Source organism: Thermobispora bispora DSM 43833, from assembly GCF_000092645.1.
GTDB classification, from domain to species: domain Bacteria; phylum Actinomycetota; class Actinomycetes; order Streptosporangiales; family Streptosporangiaceae; genus Thermobispora; species Thermobispora bispora.
The window spans coordinates 3,259,717-3,283,806 of record NC_014165.1 but is presented as its reverse complement, the minus strand read 5'-3'; the positions used below and the strand labels follow the sequence as shown (position 1 = coordinate 3,283,806).

Annotated in this window: 22 protein-coding genes and 3 tRNA genes; 16 read left to right on the top strand and 9 right to left on the bottom strand. The window is 73.1% G+C overall.

Annotated elements, in window-relative coordinates; translation table 11 throughout:
- Window positions 1–210: 210 nt before the first annotated feature.
- Window positions 211–555 (bottom strand): antibiotic biosynthesis monooxygenase family protein, encoded by a 345-nt coding sequence (locus TBIS_RS13910; RefSeq protein WP_013133039.1) that lies wholly within the window; start codon window positions 553–555, stop codon window positions 211–213.
- Window positions 556–705: 150 nt separating this feature from the next.
- Between TBIS_RS13910 and TBIS_RS13905 the strand changes: the two genes are divergently transcribed.
- The 5 genes from TBIS_RS13905 to TBIS_RS13885 all read left to right on the top strand — a co-directional run bounded on the left by TBIS_RS13905 (window position 706) and on the right by TBIS_RS13885 (window position 3,696).
- Window positions 706–1,482 (top strand): fumarylacetoacetate hydrolase family protein, encoded by a 777-nt coding sequence (locus TBIS_RS13905; RefSeq protein WP_013133038.1) that lies wholly within the window; start codon window positions 706–708, stop codon window positions 1,480–1,482.
- A 28-nt stretch (window positions 1,483–1,510) separates the two neighbouring features.
- Window positions 1,511–2,842: a glutamate--tRNA ligase gene (gltX, locus tag TBIS_RS13900; protein WP_050760694.1), complete on the top strand. Its 1,332-nt coding sequence runs from the start codon at window positions 1,511–1,513 to the stop codon at window positions 2,840–2,842.
- Window positions 2,843–3,411: 569 nt separating this feature from the next.
- Window positions 3,412–3,483 (top strand) — tRNA-Gln (locus TBIS_RS13895).
- 46 nt (window positions 3,484–3,529) lie between these two features.
- A tRNA-Glu gene (locus TBIS_RS13890) sits at window positions 3,530–3,605 on the top strand.
- Window positions 3,606–3,620: 15 nt separating this feature from the next.
- Window positions 3,621–3,696, top strand: a tRNA-Glu gene (locus tag TBIS_RS13885).
- 613 nt (window positions 3,697–4,309) lie between these two features.
- On the opposite strand, the gene TBIS_RS13880 is transcribed toward TBIS_RS13885, so the two are convergent.
- Together TBIS_RS13880 and TBIS_RS13875 are read right to left on the bottom strand one after the other, a co-directional pair.
- Window positions 4,310–6,082, bottom strand: coding sequence for a hypothetical protein (locus TBIS_RS13880; protein ID WP_013133036.1), 1,773 nt, complete (start codon window positions 6,080–6,082; stop codon window positions 4,310–4,312).
- A 52-nt stretch (window positions 6,083–6,134) separates the two neighbouring features.
- Window positions 6,135–6,860 carry an IclR family transcriptional regulator gene (locus TBIS_RS13875; protein WP_013133035.1) on the bottom strand — a complete coding sequence of 242 codons (726 nt, stop codon included), beginning with the start codon at window positions 6,858–6,860 and terminating at the stop codon, window positions 6,135–6,137.
- Window positions 6,861–6,995: 135 nt separating this feature from the next.
- Here TBIS_RS13875 and leuC point away from each other — a divergent pair, with 135 nt between their 5' ends.
- The 3 genes from leuC to TBIS_RS13860 all read left to right on the top strand — a co-directional run bounded on the left by leuC (window position 6,996) and on the right by TBIS_RS13860 (window position 9,632).
- Entirely contained in the window at window positions 6,996–8,384 is a 1,389-nt protein-coding gene (gene leuC, locus TBIS_RS13870; RefSeq protein ID WP_013133034.1) for a 3-isopropylmalate dehydratase large subunit, read from the top strand.
- Window positions 8,385–8,455: 71 nt separating this feature from the next.
- Window positions 8,456–9,043: a 3-isopropylmalate dehydratase small subunit gene (gene leuD / locus TBIS_RS13865; protein ID WP_013133033.1), complete on the top strand. Its 588-nt coding sequence runs from the start codon at window positions 8,456–8,458 to the stop codon at window positions 9,041–9,043.
- A gap of 292 nt (window positions 9,044–9,335) precedes the next feature.
- Window positions 9,336–9,632 (top strand): HU family DNA-binding protein, encoded by a 297-nt coding sequence (locus TBIS_RS13860; RefSeq protein WP_013133032.1) that lies wholly within the window; start codon window positions 9,336–9,338, stop codon window positions 9,630–9,632.
- Between the two features lie 541 nt (window positions 9,633–10,173).
- Here the strand turns inward: TBIS_RS13860 and TBIS_RS13855 are convergent.
- On the bottom strand, window positions 10,174–10,392 hold the full coding sequence (locus tag TBIS_RS13855) for a hypothetical protein (protein ID WP_013133030.1): 219 nt from the start codon (window positions 10,390–10,392) through the stop codon (window positions 10,174–10,176).
- 70 nt (window positions 10,393–10,462) lie between these two features.
- Window positions 10,463–11,191, bottom strand: a complete 729-nt coding sequence (locus TBIS_RS13850; RefSeq protein WP_013133029.1) for a TetR/AcrR family transcriptional regulator — start codon at window positions 11,189–11,191, stop codon at window positions 10,463–10,465.
- Window positions 11,192–11,382: 191 nt separating this feature from the next.
- On the opposite strand from TBIS_RS13850, the gene TBIS_RS13845 reads away from it, so the two are divergent.
- Window positions 11,383–12,864: an MFS transporter gene (locus TBIS_RS13845; RefSeq protein ID WP_013133028.1), complete on the top strand. Its 1,482-nt coding sequence runs from the start codon at window positions 11,383–11,385 to the stop codon at window positions 12,862–12,864.
- A gap of 103 nt (window positions 12,865–12,967) precedes the next feature.
- Here the strand turns inward: TBIS_RS13845 and cofC are convergent, their stop codons facing one another.
- Window positions 12,968–13,627 (bottom strand): 2-phospho-L-lactate guanylyltransferase, encoded by a 660-nt coding sequence (cofC, locus tag TBIS_RS13840; RefSeq protein WP_013133027.1) that lies wholly within the window; start codon window positions 13,625–13,627, stop codon window positions 12,968–12,970.
- Window positions 13,628–13,707: 80 nt separating this feature from the next.
- Between cofC and TBIS_RS13835 the strand changes: the two genes are divergently transcribed.
- The 3 genes from TBIS_RS13835 (at window position 13,708) to TBIS_RS13825 (ending at window position 16,815) form a co-directional block, all read left to right on the top strand.
- A complete protein-coding gene (locus TBIS_RS13835) occupies window positions 13,708–14,562 on the top strand; it encodes a lysophospholipid acyltransferase family protein (protein WP_013133026.1) in 855 nt (284 codons plus the stop codon).
- 40 nt (window positions 14,563–14,602) lie between these two features.
- Window positions 14,603–15,610, top strand: a complete 1,008-nt coding sequence (locus tag TBIS_RS13830; RefSeq protein WP_041431604.1) for an NAD(P)H-dependent glycerol-3-phosphate dehydrogenase — start codon at window positions 14,603–14,605, stop codon at window positions 15,608–15,610.
- Window positions 15,611–15,699: 89 nt separating this feature from the next.
- On the top strand, window positions 15,700–16,815 hold the full coding sequence (locus tag TBIS_RS13825) for a D-alanine--D-alanine ligase family protein (RefSeq protein ID WP_041431602.1): 1,116 nt from the start codon (window positions 15,700–15,702) through the stop codon (window positions 16,813–16,815).
- Window positions 16,816–16,838: 23 nt separating this feature from the next.
- On the opposite strand, the gene TBIS_RS13820 is transcribed toward TBIS_RS13825, so the two are convergent.
- Together TBIS_RS13820 and TBIS_RS13815 are read right to left on the bottom strand one after the other, a co-directional pair.
- Window positions 16,839–17,258, bottom strand: a complete 420-nt coding sequence (locus TBIS_RS13820; protein WP_241019728.1) for a DUF3515 domain-containing protein — start codon at window positions 17,256–17,258, stop codon at window positions 16,839–16,841.
- 45 nt (window positions 17,259–17,303) lie between these two features.
- Window positions 17,304–17,537: an Lrp/AsnC family transcriptional regulator gene (locus TBIS_RS13815; protein ID WP_013133022.1), complete on the bottom strand. Its 234-nt coding sequence runs from the start codon at window positions 17,535–17,537 to the stop codon at window positions 17,304–17,306.
- Window positions 17,538–17,599: 62 nt separating this feature from the next.
- On the opposite strand from TBIS_RS13815, the gene TBIS_RS13810 reads away from it, so the two are divergent.
- The 3 genes from TBIS_RS13810 (at window position 17,600) to thiD (ending at window position 20,845) form a co-directional block, all read left to right on the top strand.
- Window positions 17,600–18,559, top strand: coding sequence for a thiamine-phosphate kinase (locus TBIS_RS13810; RefSeq protein WP_083785275.1), 960 nt, complete (start codon window positions 17,600–17,602; stop codon window positions 18,557–18,559).
- A 146-nt stretch (window positions 18,560–18,705) separates the two neighbouring features.
- Complete coding sequence (locus TBIS_RS13805) at window positions 18,706–19,872, top strand: hypothetical protein (RefSeq protein ID WP_041431596.1); 1,167 nt, start codon at window positions 18,706–18,708, stop codon at window positions 19,870–19,872.
- A gap of 166 nt (window positions 19,873–20,038) precedes the next feature.
- Window positions 20,039–20,845 carry a bifunctional hydroxymethylpyrimidine kinase/phosphomethylpyrimidine kinase gene (gene thiD / locus TBIS_RS13800; protein ID WP_013133019.1) on the top strand — a complete coding sequence of 269 codons (807 nt, stop codon included), beginning with the start codon at window positions 20,039–20,041 and terminating at the stop codon, window positions 20,843–20,845.
- A 452-nt stretch (window positions 20,846–21,297) separates the two neighbouring features.
- Here the strand turns inward: thiD and rpmB are convergent, their stop codons facing one another.
- Window positions 21,298–21,483, bottom strand: coding sequence for a 50S ribosomal protein L28 (rpmB, locus tag TBIS_RS13795; protein ID WP_013133018.1), 186 nt, complete (start codon window positions 21,481–21,483; stop codon window positions 21,298–21,300).
- 264 nt (window positions 21,484–21,747) lie between these two features.
- Between rpmB and recG the strand changes: the two genes are divergently transcribed.
- Window positions 21,748–23,916: an ATP-dependent DNA helicase RecG gene (gene recG / locus TBIS_RS13790; RefSeq protein ID WP_206206635.1), complete on the top strand. Its 2,169-nt coding sequence runs from the start codon at window positions 21,748–21,750 to the stop codon at window positions 23,914–23,916.
- Window positions 23,917–24,090: the final 174 nt, after the last annotated feature.

The following is a 24,090-nucleotide window of genomic DNA, read 5'->3' as shown; positions in this document are numbered from 1 at the left end:
GGTCAGTCACGCATGCGGTAGGTCTCGCGTGTCGCCTCTGGCGGCGAGGCCGGTGGAGCGTGCCGGCAGGGCCGGCTCGGATGCACGGCAGGACCTGCTGAGGCGTGCCGGGATTCCCCGGTGACGCAGGCCGGCGGCGGCCGGATCCTGCACACGCAGGACTGCGCGCGGGGCCGCCCGGTCCGGGCCGCCGCCCGGCCCACCACCCGGTCAGGACTGCTGCTTCGGCCCGGCGGACTCGACGACCTCGAACGACCAGAGCTCGGCGGCGACGGCGGCCGGCCCGTGCCCGTGGCCGTGGCCCGCGCCCTGCTCGGCCGTCTGGGCGTGGCCCGCCTGGAACGCCTCGCTCTGCGTCCACCGCTGGTAGTCCTCCTCGCTGCGCCAGCGGGTGTAGACGAGGTACCGATCGGTGCCCTCCACCGGCCGGAGCAGCTCGAACCACTCGAACCCGTCGGACGACTCGACCATCCCGGCCCGGTTGGCGAAGCGCTTCTCCAGTTCCTCGCGCCGCTCCTTCGGCACGGTGAGCACGTTGATCTTCACAACCGACACGTGCGGCTCCTTCGACTCGCCTCTCCAGGCGTCCCTTCCCACGGCCAGCTTATGGTCACGCCCGCCAGGTCCCCGGGATGGTGGCCGGACCTGTGGATACGCGCGTGCGTCCCGGCCGTCGCTCCCCGGCGGCGGCACTAGGCTCATGACGTGCGTATCGCGAGGTTTTCCAAGGGTGACGCCGTCGCGTTCGGGGCCGTGGAGCAGGAGGACGAGCGCGAGGTCATCGCCGAGATCGCCGGTCACCCCTTCCGCGGGGTCGAGTTCACCGGCAAGCGCTACCCGCTCGCGGACGTCCGGCTGCTCGCCCCGATCCTCCCCACCAAGATCGTCGCAGTGGGGAAGAACTACGCCGAGCACGCACGGGAGATGGGGAGCGAGCCGCCGGAGGAGCCGATCCTCTTCCTCAAGCCGAGCACCGCGGTGATCGGCCCCGGGGACGGCATCGTCTACCCGCAGAAGCTCTCGGAACGGGTCGACTACGAGGGCGAGCTCGCCGTCGTGATCGGGCGGCTCTGCCGTGAGGTGCCACGGCACCGCGCCGCCGAGGTGGTCTTCGGATACACCTGCGCCAACGACGTGACCGCCCGCGACCTGCAGGCGAAGGACGATCAATGGGGCCGGGCCAAGGGGTTCGACACGTTCTGCCCGCTCGGCCCGTGGATCGAGACCCAGCTCGACCCGTCCGACATCGCGATCACCACGACGCTCAACGGCGAGGTCAAGCAGAGCGCGCGCACCGCGCAGCTCATCCACGACGTTCCCGCGCTCATCGAGTTCGTGAGCTCGGTGATGACCTTGCTGCCCGGCGACGTCATCCTGACCGGGACGCCCGCCGGGGTCGGCCCGATGGCCGTGGGCGACGAGGTGAGCGTCAGCATCGAAGGAATCGGAACTCTCACTAACCGGGTGATCACACGTGATTAGGGTGCGTTTCGCCCCCTCGCCCACCGGCATGTTCCACGTCGGTGGTGCCCGCTCAGCCTTGTACAACTGGGCCTTCGCCCTGCGGCACGGCGGCACCTTCGTCCTCCGCATCGAGGACACCGACCAGTCGCGCAACCGGCCGGAGTGGACCGAGGGCATCATCTCGGCCCTCGCCTGGCTGGGCATCAGCAAGGAGTCGCCGCACTTCGAGGGGCCGTACTTCCAGTCCTCGTACGAGAAGCTCCACCGCGAGGCGGCCCAGCGCCTGCTCAGCGAGGGCAAGGCCTACTACTGCACCTGCACCAGGGACGACGTGAAGGCCAGGACCGGCTCCGAGTACCAGGGGTACGACGGGTACTGCCGGGACCGGGGCCTGACCGAGGGCGCGATCCGGTTCCGCACCCCGGACGACGGGGTCACCGTCGTGGACGACGTGGTCCGGGGCCGGGTGGAGTTCCCCAACGCGGCGATGGAGGACTTCGTCATCGTGCGCGGGGACGGCTCGCCGCTGTTCATCCTCGCCAACGTCGTCGACGACATGGAGATGCGGATCACCCACGTGATCCGGGCCGAGGAGCACCTGTCGAACACGCCCAAGCAGCAGCTCCTGTGGGAGGCGCTCGGCGCGCGGCCCCCGGTGTGGGCGCACGTCCCCGTGATCGTCAACGAGAAGCGGCAGAAGCTCTCCAAGCGGCGGGACAAGGTCGCGCTCGAGTCCTACCGCGAGGAGGGCTACCTGCCCGAGGCGATGGTCAACTACCTCATGCTCCTCGGCTGGGGGCCGGGCGGCGATCGGGAGATCATGCCGTGGCCGGAGATGGTGCAGTGCTTCCGGCTGGAGGACGTCAACCCGTCGCCGGCGTTCTTCGACGAGAAGAAGCTCCGCGCGTTCAACGGGGAGTACATCCGGGCCCTCTCGCCGGAGGACTTCGCCGCCCGTTGCGAGCCGTACCTGGACCCCTCCTGGGACCGGAAGGTGTTCGCCCGGGTCGCCCCGCTGGCGCAGACCCGGATCTCCGTGCTCTCCGAGATCCGGGACTACGTCGACTTCCTCTTCCTCGACGAGCCGGTCTTCGACCAGGCCTCCTGGGACAAGGCGATGAAGCCCGGCGCGGCCGAGATCCTCGCCGAGTACGCCGAGCGGCTGGAGTCGGTGGAGTGGACGCCGGAGGCGCTCAAGACGGCGCTGGAGGAGGTGGGCGCGGCCCACGGGCTCAAGCTCGCCAAGGCGCAGGCGCCGGTGCGGGTGGCGGTCACCGGCCGGACCGTCGGCCTGCCGCTGTTCGAGTCGATCGAGGTGCTCGGCCGGGAGCGCTCCCTCGCCCGGGTGCGCGCCGCGCTCGCCAAGCTCTCCGCCTGAGCCTCCCGGTACGGCTCTCGCGCCTCAGGCGACCGCCGGCCGGCGACCGGCGTGCGTGCGCTTCCGGGATGCCCCGCGGGAGCGCCGGGCCGGGCATCGACCCGGAGGCCGGATGTCTCCGCCGGCGGTACGGCTCGCGCGGCGCCGGCCTCTCCCGGCCCGCTCCGCGGCGCGGGCCCCACGGTACGGCCCGCGCAATGGGCGCGTGATACGGCCCGCGCGAGGGGCGCGCGGTACGGCGCGGGCCGGGCCGCCGGGTCGCGCCCGGCCCGCGGGGTCTCGGGGCGCCGAGGCGCCCGGGAGGCCGCAACGGGCGGGCACGGGCGCCGAGGACCGGGGTGGTGGGAAGGAAGACGCGGATCCCGGCTCAGGCGTTCTGCGCGGTCTGGGCGCGAGGGACCCGGTGGGAGGAGGAGACACCCTTTGACCTGCGGTTTCGTCCGTCCGGGCGTCCGCGGAGGCGGCGATTCGCGATCCGATGGCCGGATCGGCGGGCTTTCGTTTTGGTGGTCCGGCCGATCTGGGCTATCCTTTCGAGGCAGCGAGCGGAACACAACAGCCGCGAGCGATGGGGTATGGGGTAATTGGCAGCCCGGCGGATTCTGGCTCCGCTAGTCTAGGTTCGAGTCCTGGTACCCCAGCTGGTTCCCTGTAAGGGGATCCTTTGTTGACAACACGCAGTGTTGAGGTCCCGTCGTCTAGAGGCCTAGGACGCCGCCCTCTCAAGGCGGTAACGGCGGTTCGAATCCGCTCGGGACTACCAGCACTGCGAACACGAGGTCCCGTCGTCTAGAGGCCTAGGACGCCGCCCTCTCAAGGCGGTAACGGCGGTTCGAATCCGCTCGGGACTACCAGCACTGCGGACGCGAGATCCCGTCGTCCACGGTCAGAACGCCGCCCGTTCGAGGCGGCGTTTGTGTTTCTCCACCGATCTCCACCATCCCGGAAGCATCGTCCCGAACGCCCGCCCGGCGTCCGACCGGCGCCCCGCCGCCAGGGAGCGGCCCCGGCGCCTCAGGGACGGCTTACCGCGTCACCCAGGGCGTCCGCGATCCTCGCGAGCGGCCCAGCCGTGCCGGGGAACGACCCCGGCGGCACACCCGCGGCACGCACGTCCCCGCCGCCCACGGAGAGCGTGCCGTGCCCGTGGCGTGGGCGGGCCGGCCGATGGTGATCACCGTCTTCTCGAGGAGGGGAGAGGCCCGCCGCTTCTCGGTGGGGGAGAGGAGCCGCGCGCACCGCCCCGCGCACCCGGCATGCACGCCCCTCCGCGCACGCACGTGCCCCGGGAGGTCGATCGAACCGCTGGGGCGGCCTCGATCCGTCCGGGCACGCGCGTGCCGCGCGTCCTGGCCGGGCGGTGGCGGCCCGACGCGCAAAAGACCATGGGCAGGCGTCCTGGGGCGCTTCCCGGCCTCCTGAGCGCGCCGGAGCCGTGCCGTACGGCTCACGCGGGCGCGGAGGTGGTCACTCGCCGGCGCGTGCTCTCACTAGCGCCCGGCGCGCCGCCTTGACCACCCGCGGATCCTCGTGCGTCGCCGCGATCGCCTCGAGCAGCCGCTCCAGGTGCGGATGCCGCACCTTCCAGATCGTGTCGAGGAGCCCGAGCAGCGCCGGCACCGGGCCGATGTCGTGCAGGCTGCTGAGGAACTCGGTGCGGCCCAGCTCGTGGGCGATCGTCCACATGTCGAGAATGAGCCAGTGCGTGTCGGCCCGGGTCGGCCGCGGCGCGCCCTCGGCCCCGAGCTGGGCGAGGTGGGTCACCGCGTACGGCCGCAGCGACGGCCGGGCGAGGGCCTCCCGCCAGGCGGGGACGGCGGCCTCGCCGAGCGTGCCCACCAGGCTGGCCGCCTGGACCCGCACGAGCGCGTCGGACTCGTCCACCGCGGCGGCCGAGAGCAGCTCAGCCGCGGCCTCGGCCGGGCTGCGCAGGGCGAGCCACGCGGCGAACTCGCGATCGGCCTCCTCCTCGGGCAGGTCCGCGCTGCACACCAGCAGGTCGAGCGCGCTCATCACGTCGACCGCCGGCCGGGCGTCCACCTCGATGTCCTCGTCTTCCAGCAGGTGGACGAGGCCTTCCGTGCCGAGCGGGGTGAGGGTGACCGTGCCCTCCTCGGGGTCCCCCTCGACGGTGACCATGCCGTACCCGGTCAGCCAGGAGAGCACCGGGGCGAGCGGGTCGCCGGCGGCCGCCCAGGCGTCGAGGCCGAGGTCGTCGCACTCCGCGGCGGCCGCGCCGAGCTCGTCCCGCAGCCCAGGCAGCGCGCGGGAGCCGCCGGCCAGGAGCAGCCGGATCAGCAGCGCGCGGGTGAGCCCGGAGAGCGCCACGGTGAGGTCCTCGTCGTCGAGCTCGGGGTCGCCGTAGTCGATGGACCGGAGGCCCGCCATCCACACGTCGAGGGTGTCGTCGTCATCGTCGAAGGGCCAGTCGGCCACGTCGGAGCCGGCGCTGACCGCGTCCTCGCCCTCCGGGACGAGGAACTCCAGATCGACGGCGAGGTTCCACAGGTTCCACAGCCGCTTGGGGTCGGCCAGCCCGAGCGTCCGCATCGCATCGGCGAGCTCGTCGTCGCTGAGCAGGGTCTTCTCGCCCAGCTTCCGCCCGGTGCCCACCCAGAGCGCCAGGTCCCGCGCCTGGGCGATCAGCGGGGCGCGCCGGGCCGCCTCGGCGAGCTCGGCGTCGGAGCGGAGCCGGATGGCGGGCAGCTCGGCGATCTCGTCGGCGAACGGCTCGAAGTCGCCGAGACCGGAGCCCGCCTCGCCGAGGTCGTCGTCGCCGACGTCGTCGTCGGCCTCTCCGGCTTCGCCGGCGTCCTCGTCGTCGTACCCGTCTTCGTCCTCGTCCGCGCCCGCGCCGCGGCCCGGGGCGGCGGCGTCGACGGCGGCGAGGAAGTCGTCCTCGAGCGCATCGAGCTCGGCCAGCAGCGCCTCGAGCGGATCGGACCCCGGGGAGAGCCGCCCGGTCGCGTCGAGGAACCGCAGGTAGGCGCCGAGCGCGGGCAGCATGCCCTCGGCCGCTGCCCGGTGCTCCACGACCTGGGGCACCTGCTCCAGCAGGACGGCGCGCAGCTGGTCCCGCGTCCACCGGCCCACGTCGTCGCTCGCGACGAGGCGGTGCCAGAGCACCGCCGGGCCGACCAGGGTGGGATCGCCACCGGGCGCGTGCTCGGGCGCCCAGAGGATGAAGTCCTCAAGCAGCGGACGCAGTTCGGCGGTGGCCGCCTCGATGTGCTCGCTCACCCCGCCAGACTAGGCCGTACACCTCGAGGTGCCCTAATCGATTCGCCGCCGATCAATAACCGCCGTCGGACCGGCGCAGCGCCTCGGTGATCTTCTCGGCCGCGGCGACGACCGGCTTGGCGAACAGCCGGCCCGGCGTGCGGGTGAGCCGCTCGATGGGGCCGGAGACGGAGATGGCGGCGATCACCTTGCCCCCGGCGCCGCGGATGGGCGCGGAGACGCTCGCCACGCCCGGTTCGCGCTCCCCGACGCTGTGCGCCCACCCTCGCCGGCGGACGCTGGCGAGCGTCGCGGCGGTGAACTTGGCGCCGCGCAGGCCGCGGTGGAGCCGCTCCGGCTCCTCCCAGGCGAGCAGGACCTGTGCCGCCGATCCGGCCGTCATGGGGAGGGCGGCGCCGACGGGCACGGTGTCGCGCAGGCCGCTGGTCCGCTCTGCGGCGGCCACGCAGACCCGCTCGTCCCCCTGCCGGCGGTAGAGCTGGGCGCTCTCGCCGGTCATGTCGCGGAGCTGGGTGAGGACGGGGGTGGCCACGGCGAGCAGCCGGTCCTCACCGGCGGCGCTGGACAGCTCGGCGAGCCGCGGCCCGAGGATGAAGCGTCCCTGGGAGTCGCGCGAGACGATACGGTGGTGTTCGAGTGCCACCGCCAGGCGGTGTGCCGTCGGCCGGGCCAGGCCGGTCGCCTGAACGAGCTGCGCGAGGGACGCGGGGCCCGCCTCCAGTGCGTTGAGTACGAGAACGGCCTTATCGAGTACTCCGACCCCGCTAGAGTTGTCCATACCCCGATACTGCCGTCTCGAAATCCGAGACGCAAATGCGCTGATGGGGAATCCCGCATAGTGTGTCCGTATAACGAAACGTCGTCTCACAATGAGAGACATCCGGAGGCGGAACGCGAGGAGGTCGTCGGAGCCATGGGTCGCACACTGGCCGAGAAAATCTGGGAGCAGCACGTCGTGCGCCGCGCGGAGGGCGAACCCGACCTGCTCTACATCGACCTGCACCTCGTCCACGAGGTGACCAGCCCGCAGGCGTTCGACGGTCTGCGTCTCAGCGGCCGGAAGGTACGCCGCCCCGACCTCACGATCGCCACCGAGGACCACAACGTCCCGACCGTCCTGGGGCCGATCACCGACCCGATCTCCCGCACGCAGGTCGAGACCCTGCGCAAGAACGCGGCCGAGTTCGGCATCCGGCTCCACCCGATGGGCGACCCCGGCCAGGGCGTGGTGCACATCATCGGCCCGCAGTTCGGGCTCACCCAGCCGGGCATGACGATCGTCTGCGGTGACTCCCACACCTCGACCCACGGGGCCTTCGGCGCCCTCGCCTTCGGCATCGGCACCTCCGAGGTCGAGCACGTGCTCGCCACCCAGACGCTCCCCGCCTACCGGCCGAAGACCATGGCGATCGAGGTCAAGGGCGACCTCCCCGTCGGCGTGACCGCCAAGGACCTCATCCTCGCCATCATCGCGAAGATCGGCACGGGCGGCGGCCAGGGCCACATCGTCGAGTACCGCGGCGAGGCCATCCGGAAGCTCTCCATGGAGGGCCGGATGACCGTCTGCAACATGTCGATCGAGGCCGGTGCCCGGGCCGGCATGATCGCGCCGGACGACACCACGTTCGCGTACCTGGAGGGCCGCCCGCACGCCCCGAAGGGGGCCCTGTGGGAGCAGGCCCTCGAGTACTGGAAGACCCTGCGCACCGACGACGACGCCGTCTTCGACAAGGTCGTCGAGATCGACGCCACCACGCTCTCGCCGTTCGTCACCTGGGGCACCAACCCGGGTCAGGGTGCGCCGCTCGACTCGGTCGTGCCCTCGCCCGACGACTTCGACGACCCGATCGAGCGGGCGGCGGCCGAGCGGGCCCTGCAGTACATGGGGCTCACCCCCGGCACGCCGCTGCGGGAGATCAAGATCGACACCGTCTTCGTGGGGTCCTGCACCAACGGCCGGATCGAGGACCTGCGCGCCGCCGCCGAGATCCTCCGCGGCCGCAAGGTCGTCACCCGCACGCTCATCGTCCCCGGGTCGATGGAGGTGCGCCGCGCCGCCGAGGCCGAGGGCCTCGACGAGATCTTCAAGGCGGCCGGCGCCGAGTGGCGGACCGCCGGCTGCTCCATGTGCCTCGGCATGAACCCGGACACCCTCAAGCCGGGCGAGCGCTGCGCCTCGACCTCCAACCGCAACTTCGAGGGGCGGCAGGGCAAGGGCGGCCGCACCCACCTCGTCTCCCCGGCCGTGGCCGCGGCGACCGCGGTCACCGGGCGGCTCACCGCCCCGGCCGACCTGCTGTGACGATCCGGCGCGCCCCCGCGGGCGCGCCGCCGACCGGCCTTCCCGTACCGACCGAAAGCGTAGGAAAGCTGATGGAACCGTTCACCACACACACCGGCCGGGCCGTACCGCTGCGGCGCAGCAACGTGGACACCGACCAGATCATCCCGGCCGTCTGGCTGAAGCGGGTGAGCCGCACCGGTTTCGAGGAGGGTCTGTTCGCCGCGTGGCGGGAGGACCCCGACTTCGTCCTGAACAACCCCGCCTACGACGGGGCCTCGATCCTCATCGCCGGCCCGGACTTCGGCACCGGCTCCTCCCGTGAGCACGCCGTCTGGGCCCTCCAGCAGTACGGCTTCCGCGTGGTCATCTCGCCGCGCTTCGGGGACATCTTCCGGAACAACGCCACCAAGCAGGGCCTGCTCCCGGTCGTGCTCCCCGAGGACGTGGTCGAGCGCCTCCAGGACCTGACCGAGGCCGAGCCCAAGACCGAGATCACCGTGGACCTGGTCGAGCGCCAGGTGCGCACCGGCGACCAGGTGTACCCCTTCGAGATCGACGACTACACCCGCTGGCGGCTCATGGAGGGCCTCGACGACATCGGCCTCACCCTCCGCCACGAGGCCGAGATCGAGGCGTACGAGAAGCGCCGCCAGCCGTGGCTCCCGACGACCCTGTGACCCATCCCGGCGGTTCCTGAGGCGGCGATGCGCGACCGGCGCATCGCCGCTTTCGCGTTCTCCGACGGCCGGAAAGCGCGTTAGCCCCGCTGGAAGGGGAAATAACGCGCTTGACACGGCTATCCGCGAGCAGTGACGAGGCGACGCGGACCGCCCGCCCGGTGCCCGGTTCGGCGCGTTCCCCGCCCATTTGGGAGGGCGCCGCCGACACGCCGAGCGGCGAACATGCCCCCCAGTGATTGAGTCCAGTGATTTCGTCCCCTACCTTCAACCGCGTAAGGGGGAGGAACAAATGAACAAGAGGGAACTCGTCGAGGCGATCGCCGACCGCGTCGGAGACAAGAAGACGGCCACCGAGGCGGTCAACGCGGTCCTCGAGACGATCCAAAACGCGGTCGCCCGGGGGGACAAGGTGTCGATCACCGGCTTCGGCGCCTTCGAGATGGTCCACAAGCCCGCCCGCACCGCTCGCAACCCTTCCACCGGCGCCCCGATCAAGGTTGAGGAGAGCTGGGCTCCCCGGTTCCGGCCGGGGGCCGAGTTCAAGGAGCTCGTCAACGCCGGGGGCAAGGCCGCCAAGAAGAAGTAACCGGTCGCCGACGCCGCGAGCGGCGCCCGGTAGGTGGGCGCCGCTCAAGCCCGGTCTTCCCGGCTCACGCCCGCTCCATCCGGCACCCGCCGTGGTCCGTAAGGTGCACGCCCGGCCCATCGGGATCGCAGCCATATCAGGCTCACACCAGGCCGGTCCGGGCTCACGCGGTCCATCCGCTGGAAGTCGGCCCATCGAGCCCACGTCCGGCCGATGCAGGCCCAGGCGGTCCATCGGCGCACGTCCGGTCGGCCGGCTCACACACCTGGTCCGTCCGGCCGGCGACGCGGTCCATCGGCTACATGCGGATTCGCCGGGTACACGCGGCCCATCCGGGCTCGCAGCCGGTCCAGCGGACGCACACCATGTCGATCCAGGCCCACGCCCGGTCCATCGGCGCACGTCCGGTCGGCCGGCTCACATACCTGGTCCGTCCGGCCGGCGACGCGGTCCATCGGCAACACGCCCGATCCTGCGGGCGCGCAGGCCGATCCATCGGCCCATGCCCGGGCCATCCGGGCCCGCGTCCCGGCCCGTCCGGTCAGCCGGATCCGGGTGACTCCGGCACCGGGAAGGTCGAGAGCGTGATGTAGGTGATCCGGCCCTCGGCCATGACGATGCCGACCCGCTGCCCGGGACGCAGCAGGCGCAGCGGCCCGGCATCGAACGCCTCCCGGCCGAAGGGCAGCTCCGTTCCGTCGTCGAGGAAGACCGATCCCGAGCGGGTCTCCGGGTCGAAGGACTTCACCGTGGCCTGCACGCGGCCAGCCTAACCGCGCCGCGCGGCCGTACGCGCGCCCGGCGCGTGCCCGGCCCCGCTACGACCGTGCTCAGCCGTTCGCCCGCGGCTCGGTGACGTAGGAGGCGAGGCCGCGGAGCAGGATCTCCATGCCCAGCTCGAACCGGTAGTCGTTCGACTCCTGGATCATCAGGTCGGCGAGCGCGATCATGTTCGGGAAGCGGTCGGCGGGGAGGGACGCGAAGTACTCCTGCAGCTCCCGGCGGACGTCGTCCCAGGAGAACCGCTCCGTCCGGAGCCGTTCCTGCCAGATCTCCTCGGCGAGGACGAATCCCTCCACGTAGGTGGAGATCAGATCACCGGCGATCGCGGCGACCCGGTCCGGCAGGCCTGCGGACCGGAGGATGGCCAGCAGCCTCTCCACGTGCGGCAGCAGCTCCGAGGTGAAGGGCACCCGGCCCATCGAGATCCGGGCCATGTCCCGGTGCCGCAGCAGCCGGGCGCGCATGCCGCGCATGTGCTCCCTGAGCTGCTCCTGCCAGCGGTCCGGGTCGGGGTCGGGCACCTCCATCCCGTCGAACAGCCGGTGGTACATCAGGTCGAGCAGCTCGTCCTTGCCGCTCACGTGCGCGTAGAGCGCTGAGACCGCGACGCCGAGCTCGGCGGCGACCTGGCGCATGCTCAGCTTCTCGTAGCCATCGCGATCGAGGACGGCGAACGCGGCGTCCACGATCCGCTCCCTGGTCAGCGGGACGCGCGCCGGCACCGTTCGCTTGCGCGGACGCTCCCAGGGCGGTGCCGGGATGCCCTCCTCCGTCATCACACCTCCCGCCGTCCCGCCCATCGTAGTGATCCGCCGGTACGGCCGGCGCGGCCGGGGTGAACGAGATATATCTTGTCTTTCCGCTGTTCGCGTTATATCGTGAACGCCGCACAGGTCATTGAACAACGCTCAGATCACTGATCGGTGCTCACTTCTACTGAACATTGTTCACCACCGAGGAAGGGGTCATGGACCAGACCAACGTGGCGGCCGTACCGCCCCCCGCCCCACCGGGCGCCGCGCCGTACCGATGGCGATGGGCGGCGCTCTTCGTGATCCTCGCCGCCGAGGTCATGGACATGGTCGACGGGATGATCACCAACATCGCGGCGCCGTCGATCCGCGCCGACATCGGCGGCGGCCCGTCGACCATCCAATGGCTCGGCGCGGCCTACACCCTCGCCATGGCCGTCGGCCTCATCACCGGCGGCCGCCTCGGCGACATCGCCGGCCGCAAGCGCATGTTCCTCATCGGGGCCGCCGGGTTCACCCTCGGCTCGCTGCTCTGCGGGTTGGCCTGGAGCCCCGGGGTGCTGATCGCCGCCCGGGTGATCCAGGGCGCGTTCGGCGCGGTCATGCTGCCCCAGGGGCTCGGCATGATCAAGGAGATGTTCCCGCCCAAGGAGATGCAGGCGGCGTTCGGCATGTTCGGGCCGGTCATGGGCCTCGCCTCCGTCGGCGGCCCCATCCTCGGCGGCTGGCTGGTGGAGGCCGACCTCCTCGGCACCGGCTGGCGCATGATCTTCCTGATCAACCTGCCGCTCGGCATGGCGGCGCTGCTCGCGGGGGTGCGCTTCCTGCCCGGCACGCGGTCTGCGGACCGGCCGCGGCTCGACATCCCCGGCGTCCTGCTCGCCGCGCTCGGCGCGTTCCTCGTCATCTACCCGCTTGTGCAGGGCCGCGAGCACGGCTGGCCGCTCTGGGCCTTCCTCATGATCGCCGGTTCCGCCGCGGTGTTCGCCTTCTTCGGCCGGTACGAGGCGCGCAAGACCGGGCGGGGCGGCGACCCGCTGATCACACCGAGCCTGTTCCGCAAGCGGGCCTTCGCCGGTGGGCTGCTCACCATGCTCGCGTTCTTCGCGCCCATGATCGGCCTCATCCTCGTGTTCAACGTCTTCACCCAGGTCGGCCTGGGCTACTCGACGCTGCAGGCCGGTCTCGCCATGGTGCCCTGGTCGATCGGGACGGTCGCCGGGTTCGGGGTCGCCCAGGCCCTGCGGCGCTTCGGGCGCGCGGTGCTCCACCTCGGCCTGCTCATCGAGATCCTCGGCATGCTCGGCCTGCTGCTCACGCTCCACTGGGCCGGCCTCGGGCTCACCCCGTGGCAGCTCGTCCCGGCCCTGGCCGTGACCGGCGTCGGCCAGGCCATGGTCATGGCCCCGTTCTTCGACATCGTGCTCGCCGGGGTCGAGCCGGAGGAGACCGGGTCGGCGTCCGGCACGCTCACCGCGGTGCAGCAGCTCGGCGGCGCGCTCGGCGTCGCCCTGATCGGCACGGTCTTCTTCGACCTGCTCGGTGACGCCCCCATGGCGGCCGACTTCGACCGGGCCATGCAGACCACCGTCTGGGTGATCATCGCGATGTTCGCGGCCGCCCTCGCGCTCTCCTGCCTCCTGCCCCGGCACGCCCGCGAGCCCGAGGACGCCCCGGAGGCGGTCCCGGCCGGCTGACCGTCGCGGACGGCCGGCCCGGCCGCGGCGAGCCGGCCGTCCTCACCGGTCGTGTCCGCGCGCCGCCGGGTCCCGGGCGTCTCAACAGCCGGCAGGGATGGCGTCACCCGTCGTGTCCGCGCGCCGCCGCGTCCAGGCCGAGCCGCGGGACGAGCGCGGCGGTCGCCGGGCCGACTCCCAAGGCGAGGGCCTCGAGCAGGTCGGCTACCGTATCGACGTCCCTCCGCACCGAGGGGATGCCGTCGACGGCGAGCTCCTTGGCACCGCCCGCGAGGTGCTTCGCCCGGGACTCGCCCCCGAACCGGGGCCGGAAGGCGACCCCGGGCCGGACGCCGTAGAACGTGGTGCCCACCCCGGCGGCGTCGGGGACGAACGACTGATCGAACTCGAGCGCCGCGTCCAGCACCACCGAGAGCTCGGCGGGGCGCAGCGCGGGGAGGTCCGCCTGCAGGGCGCCCACCGGGGTCCCGGGCGAGAGCCGTACCGCCTCGGCGGCGCCGGTGCGGAGCGCGACGTTGAGACCTCGGTCCGGGTCGGGCACCACGTGCGCGCCGAGCGTCCGGAGCCGCTCCGCCGGCACGGGGTCGGCGGTCACCACGATGACCCGCGCCACGAGCGGGCAGCGCAGCGCCGCCGCGACCGTGTCGCTCGCCACGGCCACCGCCAGGTCGGTCCGGTACGGCCCGGCCGCGGCGGCGAGCCGTGTCTTGGCCCGGATCAAGGTCTTGACCGGGACCACAATGGTCCAGCGCAGGCGATGCATGCTGTCAGCATCCCGCCTCGACATGCTGTGGGGCGAACCGGGAGACTTGTGCGGACATCACCGGTGACCTTGGAGAGCAAGTGAGCCAGCCCAGCGAGCGAGAACACGACGTGCAGGGGCAGGCGCCGAACGCCGCCCAGCAGAGCGAGAGAACGGACACGGCTCCCGGACCGGCCGGCCAGGCGGACCGGCGCCGATCAGGTCGCCGTCGCCCCGGCCGTCCGCCCCTGTTCTGGGAGATCCTGGCCGCGCTCATCATCCGGCCGCTCTCCCGGCTGCTGCTCAGGCACGACTGGGCGACCGGCCAGCTGCCGCGCGAGGGCGGCGTCATCCTCGTGGCCAACCACCTGTCCTGGACGGACCCGGTGCTGCTGGGGCACTTCGTCTACAACAACGGCCGCTGGCCGGTGATCCTGGCCAAGGCGTCGTTGTTCAAGGTCCCCGTTCTCGGCCGGATCATCGACCGGCTTCAGGCGATCCCGGTGCACCGCGGGACCACGGACGCCACGCTCTCCCTCAAGATCGCCGAGGAACGGCTCAACGAGGGCGCGTGCGTGATCATCTATCCGGAGGGCACCATCACCCGTGATCCGGACCTGTGGCCGATGGTCGGGAAGACCGGCGCGGCCCGGCTCGCCCTCGCCACGGGGGCCCCGGTGATCCCCGTCGCCCACTGGGGCGCCCAGGAGCTGCTGCCGTACGGGGAGAAGAAGCCGCGGCTGTTCCCGCGCAAGACGTTCCAGGTCCGGGTCGGACCACCGGTGGACCTGTCCGCGTACGCGGGCCGGCCGATGACCGCCTCGCTGCTCCGTGAGGCCACGGCGGACATCATGGCCGCGATCACCGGGCTGCTCGCCGAGATCCGTCAGGAGAAGCCCCCGGCCGAGCCGTACGACCCGAAGAACGCCGGCGGCGACCGGCGGGCCGTACGGTGATGACCGGGCGTCAGGGACATGGAAAGAGTGGGTGCGGCCAGTGAGCAGGGCTGTCGTTTTCGGCGCTGGTTCGTGGGGCACGATGTTCGCGGCGATCCTCACCGAGGCGGGCACCCGCACGACACTGTGGGCACGGCGGCCGGAGGTCGTCGAGGCGATCAACGAACGGCGTGAGAACCCCGACTATCTGCCGGGCTTCCGGTTGCCGGACGGGCTGCGCGCCACCACCGACCCCGCGGAGGCGATGGACGGCGCCGACTACGTCGTGCTCGCGGTGCCGGCCCAGACGCTGCGCGAGAACCTGAAGGCGTGGAAACCGGCCATCCCGGACGGGGCCGTGATGGTGAGCCTGATGAAGGGCATCGAGCTCGGCACCTGCAAGCGGATGAGCGAGGTCATCCGGGAGGTGGCCGAGGTGCCCGAGGACCGGGTGGCCGTGGTCTCCGGGCCCAACCTCGTCGGCGAGCTGGTCCAGCGGCAGCCGGCGGCGACCGTGGTCGCCTGCACCGACCACGACGTGGCGCGCCGGCTCCAGGAGGCCTGCCACCTGCCCTGGTTCCGCACCTACACCAACCCGGATGTGATCGGGGTCGAGCTCGGCGGCGCGGTCAAGAACGTCATCGCCCTCGCGGTCGGGGTCGCGGTGGGCATGGGCTACGGGGACAACGTCAGCGCCATGCTCATGACCCGCGGCCTGGCGGAGATCGCCCGCCTCGGGGCCGCCCTCGGCGCGGACCAGCACACGTTCGCGGGCCTCGCCGGCATGGGCGACCTGGTGGCGACGTGCTCCTCGCCGCTCTCGCGCAACCGCACCTTCGGGGAGAACCTCGGCCGGGGAATGAGCCTGGACGAGGTGGTCGCCGCGACCAAGCAGACCGCCGAGGGGGTCAAGTCCTGCGAGTCGGTGCTCGAGCTGGCGCGCCGGCACGGCGTGGAGATGCCGATCACCGAGGTGGTGGTCGGTGTGGTCCACAAGGGGCTGGACCCCCGGGAGGCGGCCGCGATGCTGATGTCGCGCACCCCGAAACCGGAGCGGTACGGTCTGTGAGCCGGACCGGGCGCCGCTCCCGGTTCCCGCCGGGAGCGGCGCCCGTGGACCGGCGATTTCTCCCGTCGGAGGCGATAGGGTCGGACGACATGAACCACGATCGCGAGAGCCGGTCACGCGTGCGCGTGGCGGTGGTCTTCGGAGGCCGGAACTCCGAGCACTCCGTGTCCCTGCTGGGGGCGGGGAGCGTGCTGGAGGCCATCGACCAGAGCAAGTACGAGGTCATCCCCATCGGCATCGCCCAGGACGGGCGCTGGGTCCTCGCCTCCGAGCGGCAGCGGTACGCGATCGAATCCGGCCGCCTCCCGACCGTGGACGAGACCGGCGACGCTCTCGCGATCCCCACGCACTCGGCCTCGCTCGTCGCCCTCCGGCCGGGGGAGATCCCGCGGGCTCTCGGCGAGGTCGACGTGGTGTTCCCGCTGCTCCACGGGCCGTTCGGGGAGGACGGGACCATCCAGGGCCTCCTGGAGATGGCCGGGGTGCGCTACGTCGGCTCCGGGGTGCTCGCGAGCGCGATCGGCATGGACAAGGCGTACATGAAGCTCGTGCTCCGCGCCAGCGGGCTGCCCGTCGGCCCGTACGTGGTGGTCCGCGACCGGGACTGGCGCGTGGACCGGGCGAGGGTGCTCAAGGAGGCCGGGGACCTCGGCTGGCCGGTGTTCGTCAAGCCGGCCCGGGCCGGTTCGTCGCAGGGCATCACCAAGGTGCACGACGCGGCCGGGCTCGAGGAGGCCATCGAGGCCGCCCGGGAGCACGACCCCAAGGTGCTCGTCGAGGCGGCGATCCCCGGGCGGGAGGTCGAGTGCGCGGTGCTCGAGTCGCTCGGCGACTCCCCGCCGGAGGCGAGCGTGGTCGGCGAGGTGGTGGTCGCCGAGGGCCACGAGTTCTACGACTTCGAGGCGAAGTACTTCGACGGCGGCATGGAGCTGCACGCCCCGGCCGACCTGCCGGAGAGCGTCTCCGAGCGGGTCCGGGCCCTGGCGGTCCAGGCCTTCGAGGCGCTCGGGTGCGAAGGGCTCGCCCGGGTCGACTTCTTCTACACGCCTTCGGGCGAGCTGATCGTCAACGAGATCAACACGATGCCCGGCTTCACCGCCCAGTCGGTCGCGCCCAAGCTCTGGGCCGCGACCGGCCTGCCGTACCCGCAGCTGATCGACCGGCTGATCCAGCTCGCGCTGCGCCGCCCGCCCGGCCTCCGCTGAGCGGGTGCGGCCGGACGGCGGCGTCACTCGGGGATGGCCTGCTTGATCGGCTGGGCGAGGTCGACCAGGACGTTCCCGGGGGCGTGCTCCCGGGAGATCGTCACCTCCACGTAGGCGACCCGGTTCACCGAGGTGAAGAGCAGCGGGCGGCTCGGGTCCTGGAACCAGCCGACGCCGTTGACGTCGGCCACCTCTGCGGTGGGCTCCATGTTCGCGGGGCGCGGCACACCGCAGCGCAGGGTGATCTCCCCGCCGCCCCAGACCGCGACGTACGGCGAGGCCGGTTCGGAGGGGGTCCGCTTCGCGCCGTCGAGCGTGGCGGGCAGCACGCCGGCGAGCCTGCGGCACGCCTCGGCGGCCTCCCCCGAGGGGGTAGGCGGGTCGACCCGTACGGTCGAGGAGCACCCGGCCAGGGCCGCCAGCACCGCCATCGTCCCTGCCACGCGCGCGACTCTCCGCATCGCCTGCCCGTCCGTGGAATGCTCTCCTCAGATGTGGATGATCGGGCAGGTAAGTGTACGGGTGATGCCGTCGATCGCCTGAATCTGGGCGACCACCAGCTTGCCGAGCTGGTCCACGTCGCTCGCCTCCGCCCGGACGATCACGTCATAGGGGCCGGTGACACCCTCCGCTTGGAGCACACCGGGGATCGAGGCGATGGTCTGCGCCACGCCGGCCGCCTTGCCCACCTCGGTTTGGATGAGGATGTAGGCCTGCACCATGACGTCCTCCGAGTAGAGACGAGTACCGGCGGTCAACCGTACCGGAAAGCTCTGGGGGTGCCATTATTACGGTTGGTGAACTTGGTGAGTTCGGCGCCATTAGCCGTATTTCCCGAAGGCTTTTCCAGAAACCGGACGTGCTCGTCGGCCCGGGGGACGACGCCGCGGTGCTCCGGGCCCCCGACGGGCGGGTCGTGGTGACCACCGACCTGCTGATCGAGGGGCGGCATTTCCGCCGCGATTGGTCGAGCGGATACGACATCGGCCGGAAGGCGGCCGCGCAGAATCTCGCGGACGTCGCCGCGATGGGGGCCGTCCCGACGGGGATCGTCGTCGGCCTCGGCGCGCCGGCCGACACCGGGCTCGATTGGCTGGACGCGCTCACCGACGGGTTCCGCGACGAGTGCGCCGAGGCCGGGGCCTCGGTGGTGGGCGGCGACATGTCCCGTTCGGACATCGTCGTGCTCGGGGTGACCGCCTTCGGTGACCTCGGCGGGCGGGCGCCGGTGACCCGCTCCGGGGCCCGGCCCGGTGATGTGGTCGCCGTGACGGGACGGCTCGGCCACGCCGCGGCCGGGCTCGCCCTGCTCGAGGCCGGCCGGGCGGACGACCCCGGAGGCCCGTGGCGGCCGGCCCTGGTGGACGCGCACCGGCGGCCGCGACCGCCGTACCGGCGCGGCCCGGAGGCGGCCGGGCTGGGCGCCACCGCGATGATCGACGTGAGCGACGGCCTGGTGCAGGACCTCGGCCACATCGCCGAGGCGAGCCGGGTGGCGATCGCGATCGACCCGGCCGCGCTGCCGGTCCCCGGGAGCCTCGCCGAGGCCGCGGCCGAGCTGGGCGCCGATCCGCTCGAGTGGGTGCTCACCGGCGGCGACGACCACGCGCTCGCCGCGACCTTCCCCCGTGAGGTGCGCCTGCCGTCCGGGTGGACGATCATCGGTGAGGTTGCCGAGGGGGAGGGCGTGCAGGTCGCCGGCCGCCGGGTCTCCCAGGGCGGGTGGGATCACTTCCGACTGTGAAAATTGTGACAAATGCGTATTAGATCTGTTATAAGAGTTGGCGGTCGTCGACAGGAAGGACCGTAATGGGCCGCCACTCGGCAGATCGACAGACGCCGGACGCCCCGCGCCGAGGTCCGGCGATCCCCGAGGAGAGGCCGGGCGAGGTGACGTACCGGCTGCCCGCACCGCCCCAGGACCACGCGGACGGACGGGACACCGCCCCCATCGCGCCCACCGCCGCGCGCCTCGGTTACGCGGAGCTCGCCCCCGAACGGCTCGACGCCGAGCACACGGCCGCCGCCACCGGCCGGTCCGCCGGTGGAGCATCGCCGGGCCGGGAGACCATCGCCGCGGCACGGCGAGGCCCGTCCGGGAACGGGACCGCCGGGCCGTCCCAGGACTCCGCCGGCCCGGCCGGCGCGCCGCGGCGGCCGGGCCGCCTCGCGGTGACCACCGCGCTCGCCGTGCTGCTCGCGATCGGGGTCACCGCCGGCGGCGTACGGCTGATCAGCCAGCGGTACGAGCTCACCATGGCCCCCTCCGGATCGGCGACGTGCGACGCGTACACCAGCTGCGTCACCTCGGCCGCCGGGGACGCGCTCCCCACGTCCGGGCCCGCCGAGGAGGAGCGGCCCGACGCCTCGGCCGCCCCGGAGACCCCGCTCCCGGGCTCGGCCGCCACGCCCTCCGCACCCCCGGCCACCGCGCCGTCCGAACCGGCGGACGCCTCCCCGGAGCCGCGGCCCGCGCCCACGACCGCCGGGCCGGCGGACGCCACGGCGGCTCCCCTGGCGGCCGGGCGCGCCACGGCCCCCACCTCCCCGCGGCAGGCCGGCGCCGATGCGGGGGACGCCGGTGAAGCGCCGCAAGGACGCTCGGACACCGGACGGGCGGCACCGGACACCCGCGCCGAGCCGGACCTCCCCGCCCCGCGGGAGGAGACCGGGCCGGCCGAGGGCGCGGCCCGCCTGCCGTACCCGGACGCCAGCGGGCCGCGGCCGGGCGCCGCACCGGGCGCGGGCGCCGTGACCCCGGGCGTGCTGCTGCGCTTCACCGTCACCGGCGCCCACGACACCGGGTACCGGGCCGAGCTGGTGGTGCGCGCCACCCGGGACCTGCCCGGATGGACGGTCACGCTGCGGGTCGGCGGGAGGGTGACCGCGCTCGACGGCGCCGAATGGCGGCAGCGCGGCAGGACGCTGACCATCCGGTCGGCCGAGCCGCTCGCCGCGGGGGAGGAGCGGCGGATCGCCTTCGAGGCCGAGGGCGCGCCGTGGCCGCCCACCGAGTGCGCGCTCGCGGGCGGCGAGTGCGCGGTCACGGCCCGCTGAGCCCCGGCCCATACCCCCGGCCTATGCCGCCGGGCCGGCCCGCGCCCGCTCACCGGCCGGAGCGGCCCTGGACGGCGCGGCCGGGCGACGAGGACGCGGCGATCCGGACGTCCGGGGGCGGCGTTTCAGCCGGCCGAAGGTGGCTTACCGCCAGGTTTACGGTTTGATGGGGCATATGACGATGACTCCTCCGCGCGTGCTCACCATCGCGGGCTCGGACTCCGGCGGTGGCGCAGGCATCCAGGCCGACCTGAAGACCATGCTCGCGCTCGGCGTGCACGGCATGAGCGTGATCGCCGCCGTGACCGCGCAGAACTCGATCGGCGTGCAGGGGTACTGGGAGCTTCCCCCCGAGGCGGTGCGCGCCCAGCTCGAGTCGGTGCTCGGCGACATCGGCGCGCAGGCGATCAAGACCGGGATGCTCGCCTCACCCGTGCTGGTGGAGACCGTCGCCGACGTGCTCGCCGGGGTCACGGCGCCCGTCGTGGTCGACCCGGTCGGGGTGTCCAAGCACGGTGACCGGCTGCTCGCCCCCGAGGCCGTGGAGACGGTCAAGTCGCGGCTGCTCCCCCTGGCGACCGTGGTCACCCCCAACCTGTGGGAGGTCGAGCAGCTCACCGGGGTGAAGGTCGAGGACGAGGACGGCCTGCCCCGGGCGGCGGAGGCCGTGCTCGCGCTCGGCCCGAAGTGGGTGCTCATCAAGGGCGGGCACCTGCCGGGCGAGCCCGTCGACCTGCTCACCGACGGGACGAGCGAGCACCGGTTCCACGCCCAGCGGATCGACACCCCGCACACCCACGGCACCGGCTGCACGCTCGCCTCGGCGATCGCCTCCTACCTCGCCCTCGGCGCCGACGTGCCCGAGGCGGTACGGCAGGCCAAGGAGTACATCACCGGGGCCATCGCGAACGGCTTCCCCCTGGGCGCGGGGATCGGTCCCGTGGACCACGCCTGGCGCTGGCGTCAGGGCTGACGGCTTCGCACCCGGCCGCCCGGTGCCACCGGGCGGCCGGTCCGTTTTCCGCGGCCGGGACGTACGGCGATGCCGAGCGCAGGGGACGCCGCCGGATGGCGCGCAGGGAACGCCGGGAGCCGATACCCGGCAAGGAGGGTTCAGGGTGGTCACTCGCGGCGGGCGACGCCGCCGGCGCCTGGTCCCGCACGCCGGGGATGGCGCGGCCAGGGGATGGCGCGGCCCGGTGGAGACCATGGCGCGCACGGCGGCCGAGACGTACGGCGACGCGGGCGCGGGGGCGCGCGGAAAGCCGGCGGGAGCGCCCACACCGCCGGGAGCCGCACGCCGGGAGCATCCGCACCTGGGAATGAGGGAGGCCCCGGCAGAACGCACGGCCCGGGCGGGTCGCCGATGCCCGGGCATGCGAAAGCCCGTCACCGACCGGCGACGGGCTCAGCGAACGCTCTCGGTCAGCGGGTGACCTTGCCCGCCTTCAGGCACGCGGTGCAGACGTTCAGCCGCTTGGAGGTGCCGTTGATCTTCGCACGCACCCGCTGAATGTTCGGGTTCCAGCGGCGCCGGGTCCGGCGGTGCGAGTGCGAGATGTTGTTGCCGAAGATCGGCTTCTTGGCGCAGACGTCGCAGACGGCAGCCACGTTAATCGCTCCTTCAGGATCAGTCGATCGGCCCGGCGCCGGGTGCGGCGGCGGTGAACTCCGAGCGAAACGCGCCGGGACAACCGGCTGGCCAAACGAGAATATCCGATGCCGGCCGGTGCACGCCAAACGGCGCCTGCCGTCGGTTCGTCAACGTTAGCGCATGCGGGGTGCGGTGGCGGCCGTACGGCGCGGGCCGGAGCGGCCCGGAATCCGGGCGTGGGCGGCGCCGGGTGTCGGCCGCACAGGGTAGGAATGGGAGCCGTGACGAGGTTCGACGAGCCGCTCACGCGGGTGCTGGGCCGTACCGCGGCGTCGCTGGAGAGCGCGCTGGGCATCCGGACCGTCGGTGAGCTGCTGCGGCACTACCCCCGGCGGTACGCGCAGCGCGGCGAGCTCACGCCGATCGCCTCGCTCCGGCACGGGGAGCACGTGACCGTGGTGGGCCGGGTCTCCTCGGTGATGCGCCGCCCGATGAAGAACCGCCGGGGCACCTGGCTCGACGTCGTGGTCACCGACGGCACGGACAAGCTCCACCTCGCGTTCTTCGGCAAGGGCGGGCACGCGGCCGAGCAGCGGCTCACCCCGGGCACGGAGGCGATGTTCGCCGGGAAGGTCGACGTGTTCACCACGCCGCGGACCCGGCGGGTCACGCTCACCCACCCCGAGTACGAGCTCTTCGACGAGTCGGGGGAGACCGCGGAGGAGTTCGCCGCGGCCCCGGTCCCGATCTACCCGTCGGCGCAGGGGCTCGCGAGCTGGAAGATCCGCCGCGCCGTGCGGACCGTGCTCGACGTGCTCAGCGTGGACGACCCGCTCCCCGCCGAGGTGCGCGGGCGGCAGGGGCTGGTCACGCTCGAGGAGGCGCTGCGCCGCATCCACCGGCCGGCGAGCCAGGCGGACATCGCCCCGGCCCGGCGGCGGCTCGCGTTCGACGAGGCGTTCCTGCTCCAGCTCGCCCTGCTCAAGCGGCGGATGACCGCGTCCGAATGGGCGGCCAAGCCGCGCCCGCCGCGCGACGGCGGGCTGCTGAGCGAGTTCGACAAGCGCCTGCCGTTCGAGCTCACCGAGGGGCAGCGGAAGGTCGGCGAGGAGATCGCGGCCGACCTCGCCCGCCCGCACCCCATGCACCGGCTGCTCCAGGGCGAGGTCGGCGCGGGCAAGACCGTGGTGGCGCTGCGCGCCATGCTCCAGGTGGTCGACGCCGGCGGCCAGGCCGCCCTGCTCGCCCCCACCGAGGTGCTCGCCCAGCAGCACCACCGGTCGATCACGAACCTGCTCGGCGACCTCGCCACCGGGGGCGTGTTCGGCGGCACGAGCGTGGTGCTGCTCACCGGTTCGATGGGGGCGGCGGCCCGGCGGAACGCGCTGCTCGCCGCGGCGTCCGGCCAAGCGGGGATCGTGATCGGCACCCACGCCCTGCTCCAGGAGCAGGTCCAGTTCGCCGACCTCGGGTTGGTCGTCGTGGACGAGCAGCACCGGTTCGGCGTGGAGCAGCGGGACGCGCTCCGCATGAAGGCGCGCGAAGGCCGGCCGCACGTGCTCGTCATGACGGCGACGCCGATCCCCCGCACGGTGGCGATGACCGTCTTCGGCGACCTGGAGGTCTCCACCCTCGCCCAGCTCCCCTCCGGCCGGGCGCCGATCGCCACGCACGTGGTGCCCGCGGCCGAGAAGCCGCACTACCTCGAGCGCGCCTGGGAGCGGATCCGCGAGGAGGTGGCCCTGGGCCGCCAGGCGTACGTGGTCTGCCCGCGCATCGGCGATCAGGAGGGCGGCGCCGAGGAGGAGCAGGCGACCGGCGAGGACGAGGAGCGCCGGCCGCCGCTCGCCGTGCTCGACGTCGCCCGGATGCTCGGCGAGGGGCCCTTGCGCGACCTGCGGATCGGGACGCTCCACGGCGCCCTGCCCCCGGAGGAGAAGGACGCGGTGATGCGGGCGTTCTCCCGGGGGGAGATCGACGTCCTGGTCGCCACCACGGTGATCGAGGTCGGGGTGGACGTGCCGAACGCCTCGGTGATGGTGATCATGGATGCCGACCGGTTCGGCGTCTCCCAGCTCCACCAGCTCCGCGGCCGGGTGGGCCGGGGCAGGCTGCCCGGGCTGTGCCTGCTGGTGACCGAGGCGCCCGCGGGCACGCCGGCGCGGCGGCGGCTCGACGCGGTGGCCGCGACGCTCGACGGATTCGAGCTCTCCCGGGTCGACCTCGAGCAGCGCCGGGAGGGGGACATCCTCGGGGCCGCGCAGTCCGGCCGCAAGTCGTCGCTGAAGCTGCTGCAGCTCCTGCGGGACGAGGACCTGATCGAGACGGCGCGCGCCGAGGCGGCCGAGCTGCTCTCCCGTGACCCGGAGCTCGCCGGGCATCCGGCGTTGCGCGCCGAGCTGGACGCGCTCCTCGCCGACGATCGGGCGCGCTTCCTGGAGAAGGGGTGACCTGCTCCTCCGCGCTCCCGCATGCGGCCGTGCGTTCGACCGGCCGGCCGGGGTGTGGGCCGGGGCGCCCCGTCGGGCCCAGCCGTGCGTTCCCGCACCGGGGCGGTGGTGCGGGGTGGGCACGGCCGGCCGGTGACGCCTGGGCGGCCTGAGACGGCCGCCGGAAGAGCGCGC

Bases quoted from the DNA above. Each gene is read 5' to 3' on its own strand.
- gltX (WP_050760694.1), top strand. From the start codon at position 1,511: ATGTTCCACGTCGGTGGTGCCCGCTCAGCCTTGTACAACTGGGCCTTC.
- TBIS_RS13875 (WP_013133035.1), bottom strand. From the start codon at position 6,860: ATGGACAACTCTAGCGGGGTCGGAGTACTCGATAAGGCCGTTCTCGTA.
- leuC (WP_013133034.1), top strand. From the start codon at position 6,996: ATGGGTCGCACACTGGCCGAGAAAATCTGGGAGCAGCACGTCGTGCGC.
- leuD (WP_013133033.1), top strand. From the start codon at position 8,456: ATGGAACCGTTCACCACACACACCGGCCGGGCCGTACCGCTGCGGCGC.
- TBIS_RS13860 (WP_013133032.1), top strand. From the start codon at position 9,336: ATGAACAAGAGGGAACTCGTCGAGGCGATCGCCGACCGCGTCGGAGAC.
- TBIS_RS13850 (WP_013133029.1), bottom strand. From the start codon at position 11,191: ATGACGGAGGAGGGCATCCCGGCACCGCCCTGGGAGCGTCCGCGCAAG.
- TBIS_RS13845 (WP_013133028.1), top strand. From the start codon at position 11,383: ATGGACCAGACCAACGTGGCGGCCGTACCGCCCCCCGCCCCACCGGGC.
- cofC (WP_013133027.1), bottom strand. From the start codon at position 13,627: ATGCATCGCCTGCGCTGGACCATTGTGGTCCCGGTCAAGACCTTGATC.
- TBIS_RS13825 (WP_041431602.1), top strand. From the start codon at position 15,700: ATGAACCACGATCGCGAGAGCCGGTCACGCGTGCGCGTGGCGGTGGTC.
- TBIS_RS13815 (WP_013133022.1), bottom strand. From the start codon at position 17,537: ATGGTGCAGGCCTACATCCTCATCCAAACCGAGGTGGGCAAGGCGGCC.
- thiD (WP_013133019.1), top strand. From the start codon at position 20,039: ATGGGGCATATGACGATGACTCCTCCGCGCGTGCTCACCATCGCGGGC.